Origin of the sequence: Sinorhizobium chiapasense (genome assembly GCF_036488675.1) — a bacterium.
Lineage (GTDB): Bacteria > Pseudomonadota > Alphaproteobacteria > Rhizobiales > Rhizobiaceae > Sinorhizobium > Sinorhizobium chiapasense.
In genome coordinates, this window is sequence record NZ_CP133148.1 from 3,037,397 (window position 1) to 3,055,000 (window position 17,604).

Annotated in this window: 10 protein-coding genes, 1 tRNA gene and 2 rRNA genes (1 of these 13 running past the window's edge); 4 read left to right on the forward strand and 9 right to left on the reverse strand. The window is 59.7% G+C overall.

Annotated elements, in window-relative coordinates; genetic code table 11:
- The first annotated feature begins 585 nt into the window (after window positions 1–585).
- The 3 genes from RB548_RS14710 to RB548_RS14720 all read left to right on the forward strand — a co-directional run bounded on the left by RB548_RS14710 (window position 586) and on the right by RB548_RS14720 (window position 3,585).
- The gene (locus RB548_RS14710; RefSeq protein WP_331372026.1) at window positions 586–2,241 is read left to right on the forward strand and encodes a sensor histidine kinase; all 1,656 of its coding nucleotides are present in this window, start codon (window positions 586–588) and stop codon (window positions 2,239–2,241) included.
- On the forward strand, window positions 2,202–2,879 hold the full coding sequence (locus RB548_RS14715; RefSeq protein ID WP_331372027.1) for a response regulator transcription factor: 678 nt from the start codon (window positions 2,202–2,204) through the stop codon (window positions 2,877–2,879). The genes RB548_RS14710 and RB548_RS14715 overlap by 40 nt, the downstream gene beginning before the upstream one ends.
- 229 nt (window positions 2,880–3,108) lie before the next feature.
- Window positions 3,109–3,585 (forward strand): hypothetical protein, encoded by a 477-nt coding sequence (locus RB548_RS14720; RefSeq protein WP_331372028.1) that lies wholly within the window; start codon window positions 3,109–3,111, stop codon window positions 3,583–3,585.
- Window positions 3,586–3,811: 226 nt separating this feature from the next.
- Here RB548_RS14720 and RB548_RS14725 read toward each other — a convergent pair whose 3' ends face one another.
- The gene (locus tag RB548_RS14725; protein ID WP_331372029.1) at window positions 3,812–6,787 is read right to left on the reverse strand and encodes an NAD(P)-dependent oxidoreductase; all 2,976 of its coding nucleotides are present in this window, start codon (window positions 6,785–6,787) and stop codon (window positions 3,812–3,814) included.
- Between the two features lie 325 nt (window positions 6,788–7,112).
- Between RB548_RS14725 and RB548_RS14730 the strand changes: the two genes are divergently transcribed.
- Window positions 7,113–9,389, forward strand: coding sequence for a CDC48 family AAA ATPase (locus RB548_RS14730; RefSeq protein ID WP_331372030.1), 2,277 nt, complete (start codon window positions 7,113–7,115; stop codon window positions 9,387–9,389).
- A gap of 56 nt (window positions 9,390–9,445) precedes the next feature.
- On the opposite strand, the gene RB548_RS14735 is transcribed toward RB548_RS14730, so the two are convergent.
- From RB548_RS14735 to RB548_RS14770, 8 genes are all read right to left on the reverse strand, one after another.
- Window positions 9,446–11,224 carry a B12-binding domain-containing radical SAM protein gene (locus RB548_RS14735; RefSeq protein WP_331372031.1) on the reverse strand — a complete coding sequence of 593 codons (1,779 nt, stop codon included), beginning with the start codon at window positions 11,222–11,224 and terminating at the stop codon, window positions 9,446–9,448.
- A 181-nt stretch (window positions 11,225–11,405) separates the two neighbouring features.
- Window positions 11,406–12,518, reverse strand: coding sequence for an NAD(P)/FAD-dependent oxidoreductase (locus RB548_RS14740; RefSeq protein ID WP_331372032.1), 1,113 nt, complete (start codon window positions 12,516–12,518; stop codon window positions 11,406–11,408).
- Window positions 12,519–12,790: 272 nt separating this feature from the next.
- The gene (gene tnpC / locus RB548_RS14745; RefSeq protein WP_331371316.1) at window positions 12,791–14,389 is read right to left on the reverse strand and encodes an IS66 family transposase; all 1,599 of its coding nucleotides are present in this window, start codon (window positions 14,387–14,389) and stop codon (window positions 12,791–12,793) included.
- 74 nt (window positions 14,390–14,463) lie between these two features.
- Window positions 14,464–14,781, reverse strand: coding sequence for an IS66 family insertion sequence element accessory protein TnpB (gene tnpB / locus RB548_RS14750; protein ID WP_158539472.1), 318 nt, complete (start codon window positions 14,779–14,781; stop codon window positions 14,464–14,466).
- A 23-nt stretch (window positions 14,782–14,804) separates the two neighbouring features.
- Window positions 14,805–15,128 carry a transposase gene (locus RB548_RS14755; protein ID WP_040669324.1) on the reverse strand — a complete coding sequence of 108 codons (324 nt, stop codon included), beginning with the start codon at window positions 15,126–15,128 and terminating at the stop codon, window positions 14,805–14,807.
- 352 nt (window positions 15,129–15,480) lie between these two features.
- Window positions 15,481–15,557, reverse strand: a tRNA-Met gene (locus RB548_RS14760).
- Window positions 15,558–15,646: 89 nt separating this feature from the next.
- Window positions 15,647–15,761, reverse strand: a 5S ribosomal RNA gene (gene rrf, locus RB548_RS14765).
- Window positions 15,762–15,983: 222 nt separating this feature from the next.
- Window positions 15,984–17,604: ribosomal RNA gene (locus tag RB548_RS14770) — 23S ribosomal RNA — on the reverse strand (it continues 1,280 nt past the right edge of the window).

Below are 17,604 nucleotides of genomic sequence, written 5' to 3' on the forward strand. Positions count from 1 at the left end.
GATGACAGCATAGAAAGAAATGGATTTCGAATATTAGCCAACGTTACGATGGCCCTCCGGGTTTTGGCATCTGCAATAGAGCTATTTCGGCTGAAACTACTGAATATCATTCTGTCTACCTATCGGGTTGCTGCCCGGTGAAAAATTCGATCGCATGAGAGTGAACCGGATCGACGGATCCATATATCCAGCTGTATATTAGCGGTCATTCTGATTAAGCTTATCCCAGCGCATATGCATGCTCGCGCCATTGGGAGACAGAGGGGCGTATTAAAAGGCTAGATTTGGTCGCCGCAGCCGTCAGATAGTTTTTGACAGTAGATACTTGGGTCAGTTCATACTCGGGTGGCCGCTTTCATGCGGAACAGTTCGGCCAACATAAGCGCTTCAATTGAGGCGGCTCTCAGGGGATGGACAACGGCCATCCTCAGGACATTCAATCTGTCAGATCGACTGCGCGTTGGATATGGTCGCGCAGACGAAAGGTCGCCGAGCGTGTCGCAGCGCGATCGCCACGCGTACGAGCCGGATCTTCTTTCAGGCCGCATGGTTTGGACGAACACCTTCCGTGCCCGATCGGACAAGGTGATCGCAATCGGCCGCATCATGCTTGCGGCTGGCAGCATCTGGATCGCATGGCTGGACTCGGTGCACATGCCGCTGCCGCCCGAACCGATATACGTGCTGCTTGTCGTTTATTTCTGCTACGCCGTCATCGTTGCCATCCTGGCCTGGCAAACGGAAGCTTCGAGAGTACGCGGAACGTTTGCACGCCACGTGATCGATATCGTCGCATTCGCCGCGTTCATGTCGATGACCGACGGCACGTCGAGTCCCTTTTTCGTACTCATGCCCTTCACGCTGTTGTCTGCCACTTTGCACTGGAGATGGCGGGGGGCGTTCTGGAGCAGTCTCATCTGTCTGCTGATCCTGCTGTATCTCGGATACTTCGACACACGCGACCTGTTCGATCCGGGCGCTGATACCACGACGAATGTTTCGCGGCTTTTGTTCATCTTTGTGGCACCGGTACTGCTCATCTGGCTTGGAGCCCACCAGGAGGCGGTGCGCGCCGAGCTGTTGAGGCTGGTGCAAAGAACGCCTGCCTTGCCTCAAGGCCGCGAGTGGCCCGCCGCTGCTGCGCTGGAGTATGCCGCGCATGTGATGCTCGTTAAGCGCGCGCTGCTCATCTGGAGCGATGGCGAAGAGCCGTGGACATATGTGGCGTTATGGGAAAATGGCGTCTGCAAGGTCACGCAGATGCCCCCGGACGCTTTTGGAGCATGGACCGACAAGACCCTGCATCAACGAAGTCTTTTGATTTCCGACGCCGCGCGCAACCGCCTTCTGATTCACAAAGGTGGCGGTCGATTTGACTCCTGGACCGATGAGCGGCCGCCCCTCTCCCCTGCGCTTGTCGACGCGTTTTCGTTGACTTCCGCGGTTTCCGTACATTTCGAGGTTGATGACCTGCAGGCTCGTCTCTTTCTCATCGAGCCGCCGGCGCTGACACTTGACGAGGTCGCGATCACCGAAATCATAGCCGATCGCATCAAGGCGCTCTTTGAACAGGCAATGCTGGTTCGTCGGCTTAGCGACGAGGCGGCCGTCGAGGAACGCATTCGAATCGGCCGCGATCTTCATGATGGTGTTCTTCAAACCCTGGCGGGCACTGCCTTGCAGCTCCAGTCTCTGCGGCCGATGGGACATCAACCGCCGGACGACTTGGAGGAACGGCTGACGGCAATCCAGTCGATGCTACTCGACGAACAGCGGGAACTGCGCACCTTCATCCGGGCGCTTGAACCCGGGCGCGAACATGGAGACGCTGCGGAAGCACAATTGGAGCACCAATTCGCAGCCTTAGCCGATCGCCTCATGCTGCAATGGCAGATCGATGTCGATGTCGCACTCGATCCTGCCAAGGTCAGGCTTCCGATGGGTCTCATTTACGAGTTGGCGCGCATGACATCAGAGGCGACGGCCAACGCGGTGCGCCATGGGCACGCGCAGAAGGTCAGGATCAAACTGCGAACCGACAAGGAAGCGATCGAACTGACCGTGGACGACGATGGGGTCGGCTTTGGCTTCGGCGATCGTGTCGAGCATGCCGAGCTGGAACACAAGAAAATGGGTCCAAGAAGCTTGCGCGAGCGAACAGCCGCCCGCGGCGGCAAACTTGCAATTGATAGGATTGCGGAATGGACACGAGTGGTGATCATGCTTCCGATGCCTCGATAAATCTCCGCGTTATAGTCGTCGATGATCATTTGATCGTTCTCGACGGGCTGCGACGTTTGATCGAGACCGTGCCGGGGTGGCGGGTCGTGGCGACATGTCAAAACGCCGTGCAGGCGCTTGATGTCCTGAATTCCGATGCTGTTGATCTCGTTGTTCTCGATTTACGAATGCCGGAGATGAGCGGCCTCGAGTTTGTTCGTCGCGCACGCGGCTGCTGCCGCGCAGCGATCGTGATCCTTACTGCGGACATCGGCGACGACCAACTCGAAGAAGCGATGCAACTGGGCGTTAGCGGCATCGTGCTGAAGGAACAAGCGCCTGTCGCGCTGCTGGATTGCATCAGAGAGGTCATGGCGGGAGGCACTTATTTTCACGATCCGGCGCTGAAGGGCGCGCTCGATCGAATTCGTAAACAAGAGACCGAGCGCGACCGGGTTCTTGAGGTGTTGACACAGCGCGAAATAGAGGTGTCACGCCTTGCTGCAGCGGGAATGCGGAGTAGAGAGATTGGCATGCAGCTCGGGATATCACCCGGCACCGTGAAGCTCCACCTTCACAGCATCTATAGCAAGCTCGACATTTCCACGCGCGTGGAGCTTGCCAACCTGTCAAAAAGATTGCAACTCAGCATTGAATGATCTCTGAGTTAATGCGGAGTGGTGTCGTGAAGGGGATTTTGCGACCATGAAACGTGAAAAAAGACGCGGTGAGTATATCGATGGGAATATATTCGAGAAACCGGCAATAGGTTAGAGTTGGCTGTTTGGCATCGGTTCTCGAAATAATGCGAATTTAAAATTAGGCGGTCAGCGCCGTCATTTTTTGACCCATACCCGTGAAGCGTTCTTCTTTTTTCGGAGAGCGACCATGCATGTACAAAACGTTATCGAGATTACGCAGACCGACGGCCTGCTGCCAGCGGCTGTGATCATTACCGCTTATCGGTCGAGCCGATACGGGCTTGTGGTCTTCGTTCTGAACAACGTCGCTCCGGCGGCAATCGACGTGATCCTGGACCCTGTCGTCGGTACCATGCCATTGTCTATCCCCGGCGTCCTCTATGTTCAGATTTCCGATGAGGCACAAGTCAGCCAAGCCGTGTCTTCCGCGGAGACCGTTTATGTCGCGACGGAGGCGTTCCACAATCTAGCAGTCGGCTACGGGGCCTCCCCCGGCAATATTCGTCCCGTCGGGTCTTCCCAATTTTGGCCAAGGAAACGAGTGTGGCTTACCAGCTCTGGTGCCGCACGCGGACTCCCAAAAATGAGACGGGCACCAACGAGAGCCGTTCTTTATCAAGCCCGTCGAACGCAATTACGCGACAGCGAACCCCAGCACGCGTGACATACCGGGCGAGACGGCGCGGCGGAATCCGGTCATCGGAAGAGTCCTCGTCGTGATGCGGGAAGGCACTCGTCGCAACAAGCCAAATAGATGATGTACGAGGCAGCGCGGGCGGGCGTAGCGACCGAAATCGTGCAATAGGGAAAGCTGCGCAAAACACGAACGCCCCTGCGGGGGACAGGGGCGAGCGCTTGGTGGGTTACGGGACCTGAACCCGCAGAAGGTCTTACCCTTCCGCCGGACCGTAGAGACCGAGCTGATCGAGCAGCGCGCGCTGCCGGTCAACACTTTCGACGAGCAGGCCGGTGTGCCGATCGATGATCCGGCCGCGATGATCCGGATCGCAAACGGCGGAGAGCGCACCCAGGATCGCCGCGACCTTTTCCGACGTCTGCCGCAGCTCCTCCAGGAGCTCTGCCTTGCCGGCAACCTCGGTAACCATCTGCTTGGTCACCCGGCCAATGCCGGCCGGCGTGCGGCTGCCGGCCAACACGAAGCCCGCCGGCAGATCGCCCTTGAGATTGGTGACCGACTTGAAGCGGATGACGTCGAAGATCTGGTCCACCGCCTGCTTCGCGCCGGTCACGCGCGAGGGATGGTCGGTGTCGGCAGCGGCATGCGGCAGCAGTTCCAGCTTGCCCTTATGGCGTTCTTCGAGCGACAGATAAGGAAGCATCGGCCCGCTGAGCTTGCCGGTCGCGGCGTCCTTGAAGAGGTCGGCGTCGATCGCCGCGTGTGCGATCTTGCCGGACGACAGCGCCTCGTCAAGCGCGGCGGCATCGACGACCTCGCCCCGGTCGTAATTAACCAGTACCGCGCCGTCGTACATGGCGCCAAGCACCTTGGCATCGACGGTTCCGGCGTTGGAATAGACGCCGGTCGTCGCGTCCAGGCGCCCGAGACCGATATGGACGGAGAGCGCGTCGGCACCGGTCGCCGCTGCGACCGGGCTTGCGGCATATTCGAAGCCTTCCGCCTCGATCCAGCGCTTGTGATGCTCGCGGGCGTAGATCGCCACCTTCATGCCGAAGGCCTTGGCAAGCTTGGCGACTTCGCGGCCGATATTACCGTAGCCGAGAATCGCGATCTTCCGGCCCTCGAGCTTGGCGGTCGGAAAATCCTTGAGCTGCCGGCCGGTATCGAAGTCACCCTCGGCGACCATCCGGTGCAGCCTGTCGACAGGCAGGTCGGGAACGACCCTCAGGATCGCCTTCATCGCCATCTGGGCAGTCGCCCGGCTGTTGATGCCCGGCGTGTTCATCAGCGGAGCGTCGCCGCCCTCGCCGTTGCCGCCGCCCCAGGAGGCTGAGCCCATGTTGCCGGTGCCCGCGCCGATGCGCACGCCGCCGAGCGGAAACACGGAGGCCTTCGGGATGAAGGTCGCCGCCGCGATCAGTGCGTCGTATTGACCCTTGTCGGTCTGCGGCAGGATCTCCGCCTCAGTGCTGAGATTCGGCTGGTAGAAGAAATGGATGCGGCCCTTTTCGAGTGTCGACCGTTCGCCGAGCGGCCCAAGATGGAAGACCCCGCCCTTTTCTTCGATATAGGCCTTGGTGTCGCTGTGATCCGGCTGGCCATCAGCGCCGAAGCGCAGGCCGACCAGATCGGCGATCAGCACAATATAGGCGCGGGAGGGGTCGTCCTTGCGGACGGCGCCATCGGCCTCGGCCGGGGCCTCGAAAGTGACGCCGCTCTTCGCCAGTTCCTCTTCGAGCACGACGATCTTGGCGCGCAGATAGGCGTATTGCAGGTTCTCCAGCAGAGCGACGACGTCTTCCGGCTCGCGGATGCCGCCGACCCAGGCGCGATAGTCGCCGGGCGTGCCCGGGAAAGCATTGACGTAGCGGGCTGCATCGAGGCCGGGCTCGTACTCGCCGTTCGGATGAGTAATGCCCTCATAGCCGAGCAGTTGCTTCGAGCGGGCGATGATGCGGGCGTGGACGGCGGGATCGGTGATGCCGTCGTCCTCGACCGCGAGGAGCGTCACCGCCGCACCGCGCCGCTCGGAATCCGTGACCGTCAGCGACAGAATCGGATGCGACTTGACCCATTCGTCGATCACCTTGCGATTGGCGGCAGAGCGGCGGTTGAGGTCGACGACCGATCCGACGCGCGCCTCCGACTGCAAAAGGCCGAAGGTGGTCTCGGCAAAGGCGAGCGCGCTGTAGGTGTTGATGACGCCGCCGAGCATGCGGTCTTCGGCGGCATCGTAGAACGGTCCGGCATCGACCGAGCGTTTGGCCGAGAACGGCTGCCTGGGGTCGACCGGCGGCGCGATCTTCAGCTGGCGGGGGATCGCCCAGGCCGGATCTTGCTGGTTCTGCTCGATCAGGACCAGCGCATGCGGCGTGAAGGAGGCGACAAAATAACCCGAAACCCCGCCGATCGCCTTCTGGAACGGCATGAACAGGCAGCACTTCGCCATTACGGCGCTAACCAGTTCGGGTTCCCATGGCATGGCGCCGAGCATCGAGGTGGCATCGAACACCGCATGGCGGTTTGCCGGATCACCGTCGATCCAGCTCAAAAGTTCGCGGATCTCGCGGCTGGTATAGGCGTTGGCCCCGGTCGTCTCGTGGCCGACACCCACGAAGATCGAAACGCCGAGTTCGGAGAGCTCGGCTGCCGTCGGGATCACACCTTCGGAGACGGCGAAATGGATGCGGCTCTCGCAGCCTTTTTCGGCGAAGCGCTGCATCTCGATCAGCTGGGTCGCCCAGGACTGGCGGAAGAAGCCCGCGGCCCTCGACGGATCGCTCTCCGGCCGCGGCGTATCGACATAGATACGTTGGGAGGCGTCGTTGGCGTTCATCAGGTGCTGGACGCAGACGGTGAAGCCGCTGTGGCCGCCGCCGAGCCCCACGGCCATGCGGTTCGTCTTCGGAAAGCCGAAATAGCGATGGATCGCCCGCATCATGTCGGTCAGAATTTTGTCTGCCGGGTAGCCGCGGTGCATGCTGCGCGAAATCTCGGCGGTGGTGAAGCCGCCGATGTCGTTGCCCCGGTCGTCGAACTTGCGATAGGTCTTCTCGATCCAGGTGTCGAAGGCGAGGCGCCGCAGACGGCTGTCCACTTCGTCGGTGGTCGCATCGGTGATCGGGCCGACGCCGAAGAATGGGTTGGACGGCAGCCTCGGCGCGCCGGACCTCGTCAGTTCGAGTGCCTTCAGTCGCTGTTCCTGCATCTGCGCGATGTTCATCATGATCTGCCTATCTGTTTTCGAGGCGGGGGGATGGCGCTGATAGTGGATCGAACACGTCGGAAAAAAGACCTCATATGCGCCGAACAGCACGCGGAATGCGTCATGGTTGCGCCGGCGGTGAGGGATTGCCGCCGCGCTGGCGCCGGCAGCGCATCGACGACCTCCACGGGGAACTCTTTGCGGAACAACGGCGTATTCGACGGCTGCACCGAAACGCTGACGGGCGAGCTGGAAATGCCTGTCCTCAACCATATGTTTGGTCGTATAACTGATCGGCACTGCACTCGTCTCTCTTTCAGACCCTTTCTGACCTCCGGAGAGTTCAATGGCACAATCCCAGGACAATATCGTCAAGCTTCAGGTCGCCAACACCCGTCCCGAAGACTCCGGAGGACCATTCGCGAGAATTACGCCGAAGATCATGTCCGCGCTCGGGGTCGAAGAAGGCGACATAATCGAAATTGTCGGGAAACGTCACACAGGGGCGATCGCGTTCCGCGGCTACGGTGAAGACGAGGGGCTCAACATCATCAGACTGGACGGCCTGCAGCGCGTGAACGCTGGCGCAACCAGCGGTGATTATGTGGAAGTCCACAAGGTGGATGCGAAACCGGCCCAGCGGGTCGTTCTCGCCCCGGCCCAAAAAAACCTTCGGCTGCAGGGATCGGGCGAAGCGCTTCAGCGCACGTTCTTTCGCCGCCCGATGGCTGCCGGGGATGTAATCTCGACGTCCGTGCAGCAGCGCATCAGTCGCAACGTCCGCACCGAGCATGACATTATGCGCGGCTTGGTCGAGCTTCCGGCCTATGGTCTTCAGGAGATCCGTCTGGTCGTCGTGTCGACCCAGCCGCGCGGCGTCGTCACGATGGGAGAGAACACCGTCGTCGAACTGCGGCCGGAATTCGAAGAGCCCAAGGAGGCCAGACGAGCCGACGTCACCTATGATGACATTGGCGGCCTCGGAAACGCAGTCGATCAAGTGCGGGAAATGGTGGAGTTGCCGCTTCGTCATCCGGAGCTGTTCCAGCGCCTTGGCATCGATCCGCCGAAAGGCGTGCTGCTTCACGGCCCTCCGGGAACCGGCAAGACCCTTCTGGCGCGGGCGGTTGCAAACGAAACTGAAGCCCATTTCTATCATATCGCCGGGCCGGAAATCATGGGGAGCCAATATGGCGAATCCGAACAACGGTTGCGCCAGGTGTTCGAGGAGGCGGCCAAGAACGCTCCTTCCATCATCTTTCTCGACGAGATCGACTCGATCGCGCCGAAACGGGAGAAAGTGACCGGCGAAGTGGAACGCCGGATTGTCGCGCAGCTCCTGACTTTGATGGACGGTCTCGAACCCAGGCAGAACATCGTCGTCATCGGTGCCACCAATCGTCGTGACTCGATCGACGAAGCCCTGAGACGTCCAGGCCGCTTCGATCGCGAGATCGTCATCGGCGTGCCGGATCAGAAAGGCAGGCGCGAGGTCCTTGCCATCCACACGCGAGGCATGCCTCTGGCGGAAGATGTCGACCTCGACGAAATCGCAAGAACCACCTACGGTTTTGTCGGTGCGGATGTCGGCGCGCTTGCGCGCGAGGCAGCGATGGATTCGCTGCGCAGGATCTTGCCCGACATCAATCTCAGGGAGGGTATCCCGAGCGAGTGCCTCGAGAAGCTGAGCGTCAACCAGGCTGACTTCTTGAGCGCCATGAAGCGGATACAGCCTTCAGCACTGCGCGAAATCATGATTCAAGCCCCCGACGTTCGATGGGATGACATCGGTGGACTGGACGAGGCACAGATGCGGCTTCGCGAAGGCGTCGAGTTGCCGTTGCGGTCTCCGCAATCATTCAAGCGAATGGGCATTCGTCCGGCCAAGGGATTCCTGCTGTTCGGTCCGCCGGGAACCGGGAAGACCTTGCTGGCGAAGGCCGTCGCGCGGGAAGCGGAGGCGAATTTCGTGGCGACCAAGTCGTCCGACCTGCTTTCGAAATGGTACGGAGAGTCCGAGCAGCAGGTATCGCAGCTCTTCGAACGGGCAAGGCAGGTCGCGCCGACGGTGATCTTTATCGACGAAATCGATTCCCTTGCCCCGGCTCGGGGCGGCGGCATCGGCGAGCCCGCCGTGACCGAACGCGTGGTAAACACCTTGCTGGCGGAAATGGACGGACTGGAAGATATGCAAGGCGTGGTCGTCATGGCGGCGACCAATCGGCCGAACCTCCTCGACCCCGCTCTGCTTCGACCTGGCCGTTTTGACGAGCTTGTCTATGTGCCGGTTCCGGATCAAAAGGGCCGGCGCAAGATTCTCGGCATTCACACGCGCAAGATGCCGCTGGCCAAGGACGTTGACCTCGACGATCTCGCGCAAAGGACCGAGCGGTTCACGGGCGCCGACCTTGAAGACCTCACAAGGCGCGCGGGCCTTATCGCACTCAGAGAAAATCTCGACGCAGAGGACGTCACGTCAGAGCATTTCAACAAAGCGTTCGATGAAATCCGCCCGTCCGTGACGCCCCAGGTCGAGCGGGAATACGAGCAGATGCTCCGCACGCTGAAACAAGAGGACCCGCAGCGACAGCAGATCGGGTTCGTGCCCAGGAAGGACGGCTGAACCTGCATGTTTCCTTAGGTCGATCTAAGGATAAAGAGATGTAGCGGGCCCAGCGATTAGGCGCGCGGAGGGGCATGGGTGAGCGCCGTGATCTTCTTGATATGCGCCACCGCCGCCGCTCCTCCGGCAGTCTTGGTAAAGAGTTCGAGCGTCTCCTCGTCGTCTGCTCCGACCGGCGCCAGCGCCTGATCCATGTAGGTCTTCGAAGCCGGATCGCGGGAGATCCTGTAGGCGGCGGCAGTCAACCGGACAATCGCGCCTGCGAGCGTCCCGTGCCTGCGCACTGTCTCCAATATGAACTGCGGCCAGAATATCAACGGATGCACGCGCTTCATTCCCGGCCGCCGCTCCGACGGCCGCTTTAGGCGCAGAAAGCCGCTTTGCAGCGGATGGATGTTTTCGAGCGGCACCATCGTCGCGAAGGAAACGAGCAGTTTGACAAGGCTTCCAAGCGGCACGCCCGTCGCGCCCGCGCGGCGCAGCAGTACCACCATGTGCTCCGGCGAATAATAGCGCCGCCACGCCTCCTGGTAGATGTCCTCCCACGCCTCCCGGTTCATCCTCGGATGCGCCGTGCACACATGCTCGACATCATAGGCGTTGAGATCCGCCTCCATCTCGACGCCGCTCCTCCAGAGCTTCTGGTGGTCCTCGGAGCCCGGCAGTGGTGTGAGGATGAAGAACTCGACGATGTCGACTGGCAGTTCGTGTTGAATGATGGCGATGTCGCGCCGGATGGTCTCGGGCGTATCCGCCGGAAAGCCGAGGATATAGCCGGCGAGCGTCATGATGCCTTGCGCCTTCCAGGCAAGCAGCATCTTGCGATATTCGGTGATCTTGTTCTGGCTCTTCCTTGCGGCGGTCAGATTTTCCGGGTTGACGTTCTCAAGACCGATGAAAACGCGGGTGACGCCAGCGCGCTTGGCCTTCTCGATGAAGTTCGGGATCCTGTGGCAGAGCGTATCGACCTGGATCATCAGCCCGAGCGGAATTCGGTCCTTCTCTTTGAGTTCGATCAGCCGATCGAAGATTGCCTCCCAATTCCTGTTGCGGGCAAAATTATCGTCGGTGATGAAGAATTTGTGGACGCCCTGCGCCCAGTTCATCCGCACGAGCTTCTCGACGTCGTCGGCCGAGCGGAAGCGTGACCTGCGCCCCTGCACGTTGATGATCGTGCAGAAGGAGCATTGATAGGGGCAGCCGCGCCCGGCATCGAAGCTCGTGCTGAAGCCGAGCGTGTGGGCGATTTTTTCCTTCGGCAGGAACGGCGCCGGCGTGTCGGCAATGGCCGGCAGGTCATCCATGAAGTTGTAGATCGGCTCAAGCTTGCCGGTAGCCGCATCGCGCAGCACGGTTTCAAGACGGCCCTCCGCCTCGCCGGCAAACATGGAAATGCCCATCTCGCGGCAGGCATCGAGTTCCACAGCCTTGCCGTCAAGCATGGCAAGACAGCCCGACACATGAAACCCGCCGATGGCAACGGGTATGCCAGCCTCACGGAACGGCCGTGCAATATCGAGCGCGCGCGGATATTGGTTGGATTGGACTCCAACAAGCGCCACCATGCCGAAATTGTCGTGTCGGCCCACCAAACGGAGCAGGCGCGGGAAATCGACCCTCGTGTTTGTCTCGTCGACCACCGTGATATCGATGGCAATGTCCGGGCCGAGCACCTTGCGTTCGGCGCAGTCAGCGGTAATGCCATAAAGCGCGGCGAGCGAGTTCGAGGGGATCATGGCACGCCACCACCGGATCACGTAGCCTTCGTCATCATAGTGCGACGGCTTGATCAGGATGAGCTGGAAACGCCTCCCGCTAGCTTCCGAAGAATCCACCGACTTGTCTCTTTCGTTTTGGAAGCAATAGGGGAGCGTAGCAGAGCCCCGCCACAAGAGACAAGGGCACGGCGGCCGTCGGTTCGAGCAGATGCCCGGCGCGATCCCGTGCAGATCCGCGAGCGTTTCAAAGTGGTACAGCGATCTTTGCGCATCCGACAAGATGCGCGGCGCTGTAAAATCAGCGCGATGTTTGGAGCGCCATGTCGCAGACATAATCGGCAAGGGCCAGCGATGATGTCAGTCCGGGCGATTCAATCCCGAAGAGATTGATCAGTCCCGGCACGCCGTGGCTGTGCGGCCCCTGGATGTGGAAATCCTGGCCGGCGATCTCCGGCGGCACGATCTTTGGCCGAATTCCGGAATAGGCCGGCGCGAGCGCCCCGTCCTTCAGGTCTGGATAATATCGGCGAATCCGTTGGTAAAAGAGCGCCGCCCTTTCCGGGTCCACCTCGTAGTCCACCCGGTCGATCCACTCGATATCAGGCCCGAAACGGGCACGGCCGGCCATATCGAGCGTCAGGTGAATGCCAAGACCGCCCTTGACCGGAACCGGATAGATGAGGCGCGAGAATGGTGTCCTGCCGGTCAGCGCGAAATAGCTGCCCTTGGCATAATAAGCCGCCGGCACCAGATGCCGAGGCACGCCCTCGATCGCATTGGCAAGCGCCGGCGCATGCAGGCCCGCCGCATTGACGAAGAGCCTGCAGCGAAACGTGAGCGGATCGTCGCCACCGGTTTCGATCTCGAAACCGGTGGCGACGGCCTTGGCGCGGACGACAGGGCTTTTCAGCGCAAGAACTGCGCCGGCGCTCTCGGCATCGCCGAGCAGCGAGAGCATGTAGGCGTGGCCGTCGATGATCCCGGTGGACGGAGACAGCAAGGCGCCGGTGGTAGAAAGTGAAGGTTCCAGTTCCTTCGCCTCGGCTGCGGATATCTGGCGGATGTCGGCAACGCCATTTGCCGCAGCCCTAGCCGCAATCTCCGGCAGGCGCTTCAGTTCCTCCGCTGACGTGGCGACGATCAGTTTTCCGCAGTTTCGGTGCGGCAACCCGCGTTCCCGGCAATAGCCATAGAGCGCCTTGCGGCCGGCGACGCAGAAACGGGCCATGAGGCTGCCGGCCGAATAATAGATGCCGGCATGAATGACCTCACTGTTACGAGACGAGGTCTCTGTGCCGATCGCATCAGCCGCCTCGAGGATCAAGACCTCGCGGCCGGCGAGCGCCAGGGCGCGCCCCACCGCAAGACCGACCACACCCGCACCGGCGACCACACAATCGAGTTCGTCCAAGATCCTCTCCGCATCAGAAGTCGATGGTCTGTAAAGGAACACAGACCTGCAGCTTGTCGCAAGACGCGCTGTCGCCCATCCGAACACGCGTGTAATTGACCGGCGCTGTCCGCTCACGCGATCTGCGACACCGAAGGTTCTCCGACGAAAAGGGCCTTGGGATTATTGAAGATGCGGCCCATGGCTTCGGAGACAGATTCAGGCGAGCGGCCCGCCATATGCAGCGTGATGAAGAGCCGGTGGTGTGAAACGTAAGCGGTGACGTGAGGCCGTTACTTCTTGAAGTTCCAGGGCATCAGAGCGTCGAGATCGCTTGATGGCCAACCTGCGGCGATACGCTCAAGCGTCTGCGTCAGCCAGGCCAGCGGATCAACTTCGTTCATCTTGGCGGACTGGATGAGCGTAGAGAGTGTGGCCCAAGTCCTTCCGCCCCCTGCATTTCCGGCAAATAGGCTGTTCTTCCGAACAATTGCCTGGGGTCTGATTGCACGCTCAACAATGTTGGAGTCTATTTCGATGCGCCCGTCATGGAGGAACTGTTCGAAGGCTTCCCGTCGATGAAGGGCATAGCGAATGGCTTCGGCGAGCTTTGATTTTCCAGAGATGCGGGGCAGCGTGTCCTGCCAGAGTTTGTAGAGATCGGCAACGACTGCAGCGGAGGCCTCCTGGCGGGCGGCTGCGCGAACATCGGGGCTTTGTCCGCGCACCTTTTCCTCAATCGACCAAAGTGCGCCCATCTTTTCGATTGTCGCCGTTGCCACCTTGGAACTGTCGTTCGCGTGCAGTTCGTAAAACCGACGGCGACCATGCGCCCAGCATCCTGCCAATAGAGCGCCGTCGTTTCCGCGGTCGGGGCGGGCAACACGGTTATAGGCAGTGTATCCGTCGATTTGCAGGATACCGCGATAGCCTTCGAGATGCCGCGCGACACAATCGCCGGATCGACTGTCTTCAAAACGATAGGCCACCATCGGCGGACCACTGCCGCCGAACGGTCGATCGTCCCGCGCGTACGCCCATAAATACGCTGTCTTTGCCGACCCCGATCCGGGAACAAGTGTCGGTAATGTCGTCTCGTCGGCGAATATTCGTTCACCTCGTTTGATCTGGCTGAAGGTGTAGTCCGCGAGGATCTCGAGTTCGAACCCGAGCTTACCCATCCACCGCGCCATGATACCGCGCTCGACCTCGACATGGTCGCGCAGGAAGATCGCCTCCTGTCGATAGAGCGGCAACCCGTCGCCATATTTGGAGACCGCGATATAGGCGAGCAGCGCTTCCGTCGGAATGCCGCTTTCGACGATATGCGCCGGGGCTGAGGCCTGGATGACGCCGTCTTCGTTCTTGAAGGCATACTTCGGGCGATGGGTGACGATCACCCGGAACTTCGGCGGAATGACATCAAGCCGCTCGGAGGTATCTTCCCCGATCAGGACCTTCTGTTTGCCAGCGTGTTCGGGCAGTTCGTCCGGCTCGATGACTACATGGACCCGCTCCAGGTGCGGCGGGAAGCCCTTGCGCGGGCGCGGCGCACGCTTTGCAGCGCCTGGATTGCGGCCCTTGGAAACCAGCGCCTCAATCGCGGCAATGCCAATGTCGATTTCTTCGAAGACAAACGCGCCCTGTTCGTCCAGGTCTGCCTCGATGGACTTGCCCTGCTTTTCCGAACGGCGGCCATACCTGTATCGATTGAAAGCTTTGAGGATCAGCTTCAACTTGGCGATCTGTTCGTCCGCGTCCGTATTGCGGGCCTTCAGATCAGCGACTTCGTCTTCCAGAACATCGGCGCGCGCAGCCTTTGCTGCCATCGCCATGACCATGGCTTTCAGCGCATCAACGTCATCAGGAAGCTCGAGATCGGCTGGTTTCATGCCCTTATGTAGAGCATGTTTCGGCGAGATTTACCCTCAGTTTCAGCCGCCTGATTCACTCTGCCGCAGGGCTTTTACCCAACAAATTCCGGTCGTTTCACCGTAGCCGAGCGGACCCGTTTCCAGTCCATGCCGTCAACGAGTGCAAGCAGTTGCGCGTGATTGAGCTGCACGCGGGCCGGTCCGATCTTCGGCCAGACGAACTGATTTTTTTCGAGCCGCTTCGAATATAGGCAGACGCCTGAGCCATCCCACCAGGCGATCTTTATTCTGTCTGCTCTTTTGGCGCGGAAAACGTAGAGCGAGCCATTGAAGGGATCACTTCCAGCATCACGCACCAGCGCCAAAAGACTGTCTGGACCTTTGCGGAAGTCAACGGGATGACTGGCCAAGAACACCTTCGTACCAGCCGGTATCATGCAGAGCGTACCGCGCGGATCAGCCTGACGAGATGTGGCTCGTCGATCGCGACATTCACCCGGATCACAGCGTCGCCGATCATGATGTCCGCGGTGGAGCTTTCGCCCCGAGCCGTATCAACAACAGCCTCCGCTTTCAGTCGGGCATTGCGCCGCCACGTGAACAATTGCGATGGGTCGATCCCTATGCGCCTCGCTATCGCAGAAACGCTCGCACCTGGCTCCATGCTTTCGGCTACCGCCTGAGCCTTCAACTCATTTGACCAACGTCGAACCTCTCGCGGCGCGCCCTCCAGGCGACCCGCAACGGCTTCGATCATATGGAACGTTCTATGTTCGGACATAGGTTCAGACATAGCAATTCATACCAAGCTCATTCCCTGAGCTCACACGAATAAACCCGATCCACCGCTATCGCCAGACGGGGTCAATGCACCGCTTACGGTCAATGCACCGCTTACTGTGAAACAATCACATCGGGAGCTCCTTATTGCGCCAGCCTCACGACCGCTTTTGCCAGATATAGAAGTCGGAAGGTCGTATCACACCGGGTTGGAAGAGCTGTTCAGGGCTGGGGGAGTTGGACACGGAGGCCAAAAAACAAAAGCTCCTCGACACTTATGTGGAGGAGCGTCTCTGAGAGACGACTTGTGTGGCAGCCTTTTTAGGAATTGGTTGCGGGGGCAGGATTTGAACCTGCGGCCTTCAGGTTATGAGCCTGACGAGCTACCGGGCTGCTCCACCCCGCGTTATCCTGGGTATTGGTTCGGTGTTGTTATGCCGGTTGCCGGCGTATGTGCGAGAAGATGTTTGTTTGGTTTAATCTTGCGTTTTGCAGACCTGGCAGCGACCTACTCTCCCGCGTCTTAAGACGAAGTACCATCGGCGCTGGGGCGTTTCACGGCCGTGTTCGGAATGGGAACGGGTGCAGCCACCCCGCCAGAACCACCAGGTCGGCAAAGCGCAAGCATTTGCTCCCCGACGGGGAGCAAACTTTAATCGAGAAGCTGGTGAAGTTTTCACTTCGTTTTGAACACGTCTTTGTCTGTGCCTTCGGCCGAAGGCCGCAAGCGCAGAGCGCGTCGCGCCTTTTGGCGCGCGCCGTCCGCAGCGAAGGCCGAAGGCCGACAGCGTGAGGACAAAAAGCTCATCTTCGATGAGCATGAGCAATGGGAACGATCAAGCCGATCGAACGATTAGTACCGGTAAGCTTCATGCGTTGCCGCACTTCCACACCCGGCCTATCAACGTGGTCGTCTTCCACGGTTCTCAAGGGAATACTCGTTTTCAGGTGGGTTTCCCGCTTAGATGCCTTCAGCGGTTATCCCTTCCATATATAGCTACCCTGCTATGCCCTTGGCAGGACAACAGGTCCACCAGAGATATGTCCATCCCGGTCCTCTCGTACTAGGGACAGATCCTGTCAATATTCCTACACCCACGGCAGATAGGGACCGAACTGTCTCACGACGTTCTGAACCCAGCTCACGTACCGCTTTAATTGGCGAACAGCCAAACCCTTGGGACCTGCTCCAGCCCCAGGATGCGATGAGCCGACATCGAGGTGCCAAACAACCCCGTCGATATGGACTCTTGGGGGTCATCAGCCTGTTATCCCCGGCGTACCTTTTATCCGTTGAGCGATGGCCCTTCCACGCGGGACCACCGGATCACTATGACCGACTTTCGTCTCTGCTCGACTTGTCAGTCTCGCAGTCAGGCGGGCTTATGCCATTGCACTCGACGAGCGATTTCCGACCGCTCTGAGCCCACCATCGCGCGCCTCCGTTACTCTTTCGGAGGCGACCGCCCCAGTCAAACTACCCACCATACACTGTCCCGGATCCGGATGACGGACCGCGGTTAGACATCCATGACGATAAGGGTGGTATTTCAAGGATGGCTCCACAAGAACTGGCGTCCCTGCTTCAAAGCCTACCACCTATCCTACACATGCCGACACGAATGCCAGTGTAAAGCTATAGTAAAGGTGCACGGGGTCTTTCCGTCTGACCGCAGGAACCCCGCATCTTCACGGGGAATTCAATTTCACTGAGTCTGCGTTGGAGACAGCGGGGAAGTCGTTACGCCATTCGTGCAGGTCGGAACTTACCCGACAAGGAATTTCGCTACCTTAGGACCGTTATAGTTACGGCCGCCGTTTACTGGGGCTTCGATTCAGAGCTTGCACCCCTCCTCTTAACCTTCCAGCACCGGGCAGGCGTCAGACCCTATACGTCGTCTTGCGACTTCGCAGAGCCCTGTGTTTTTGATAAACAGTCGCTACCCCCTGGTCTGTGCCACCCCATCATGGTTGCCCACAATGAGGTCACGCTTCTTCCGAAGTTACGCGTGCAATTTGCCGAGTTCCTTCAACGCAGTTCTCTCAAGCGCCTTGGTATACTCTACCTGACCACCTGTGTCGGTTTCGGGTACGGTCTATAAGGTGGAGCTATTTCCCGGGACCGCGTCCAGGCCTGGACAATCCAATAAGTCCAGACAAGTTAAGCGATCCGTCACTACCACCAGGCCCACGAATATTAACGTGGTTCCCATCGACTACGCGTGTCCGCCTCGTCTTAGGGGCCGGCTAACCCTGCTCAGATTAACTTTAAGCAGGAACCCTTGGTCTTTCGGCGAGAGGGTCTCTCACCCTCTTTATCGTTACTCATGTCAACATTCGCACTTCCGATACCTCCAGGACCCCTCACGGGTATCCCTTCACAGGCTTACGGAACGCTCCGCTACCACTTGATCTTGCGATCAAATCCTCAGCTTCGGTGCATGGCTTTAGCC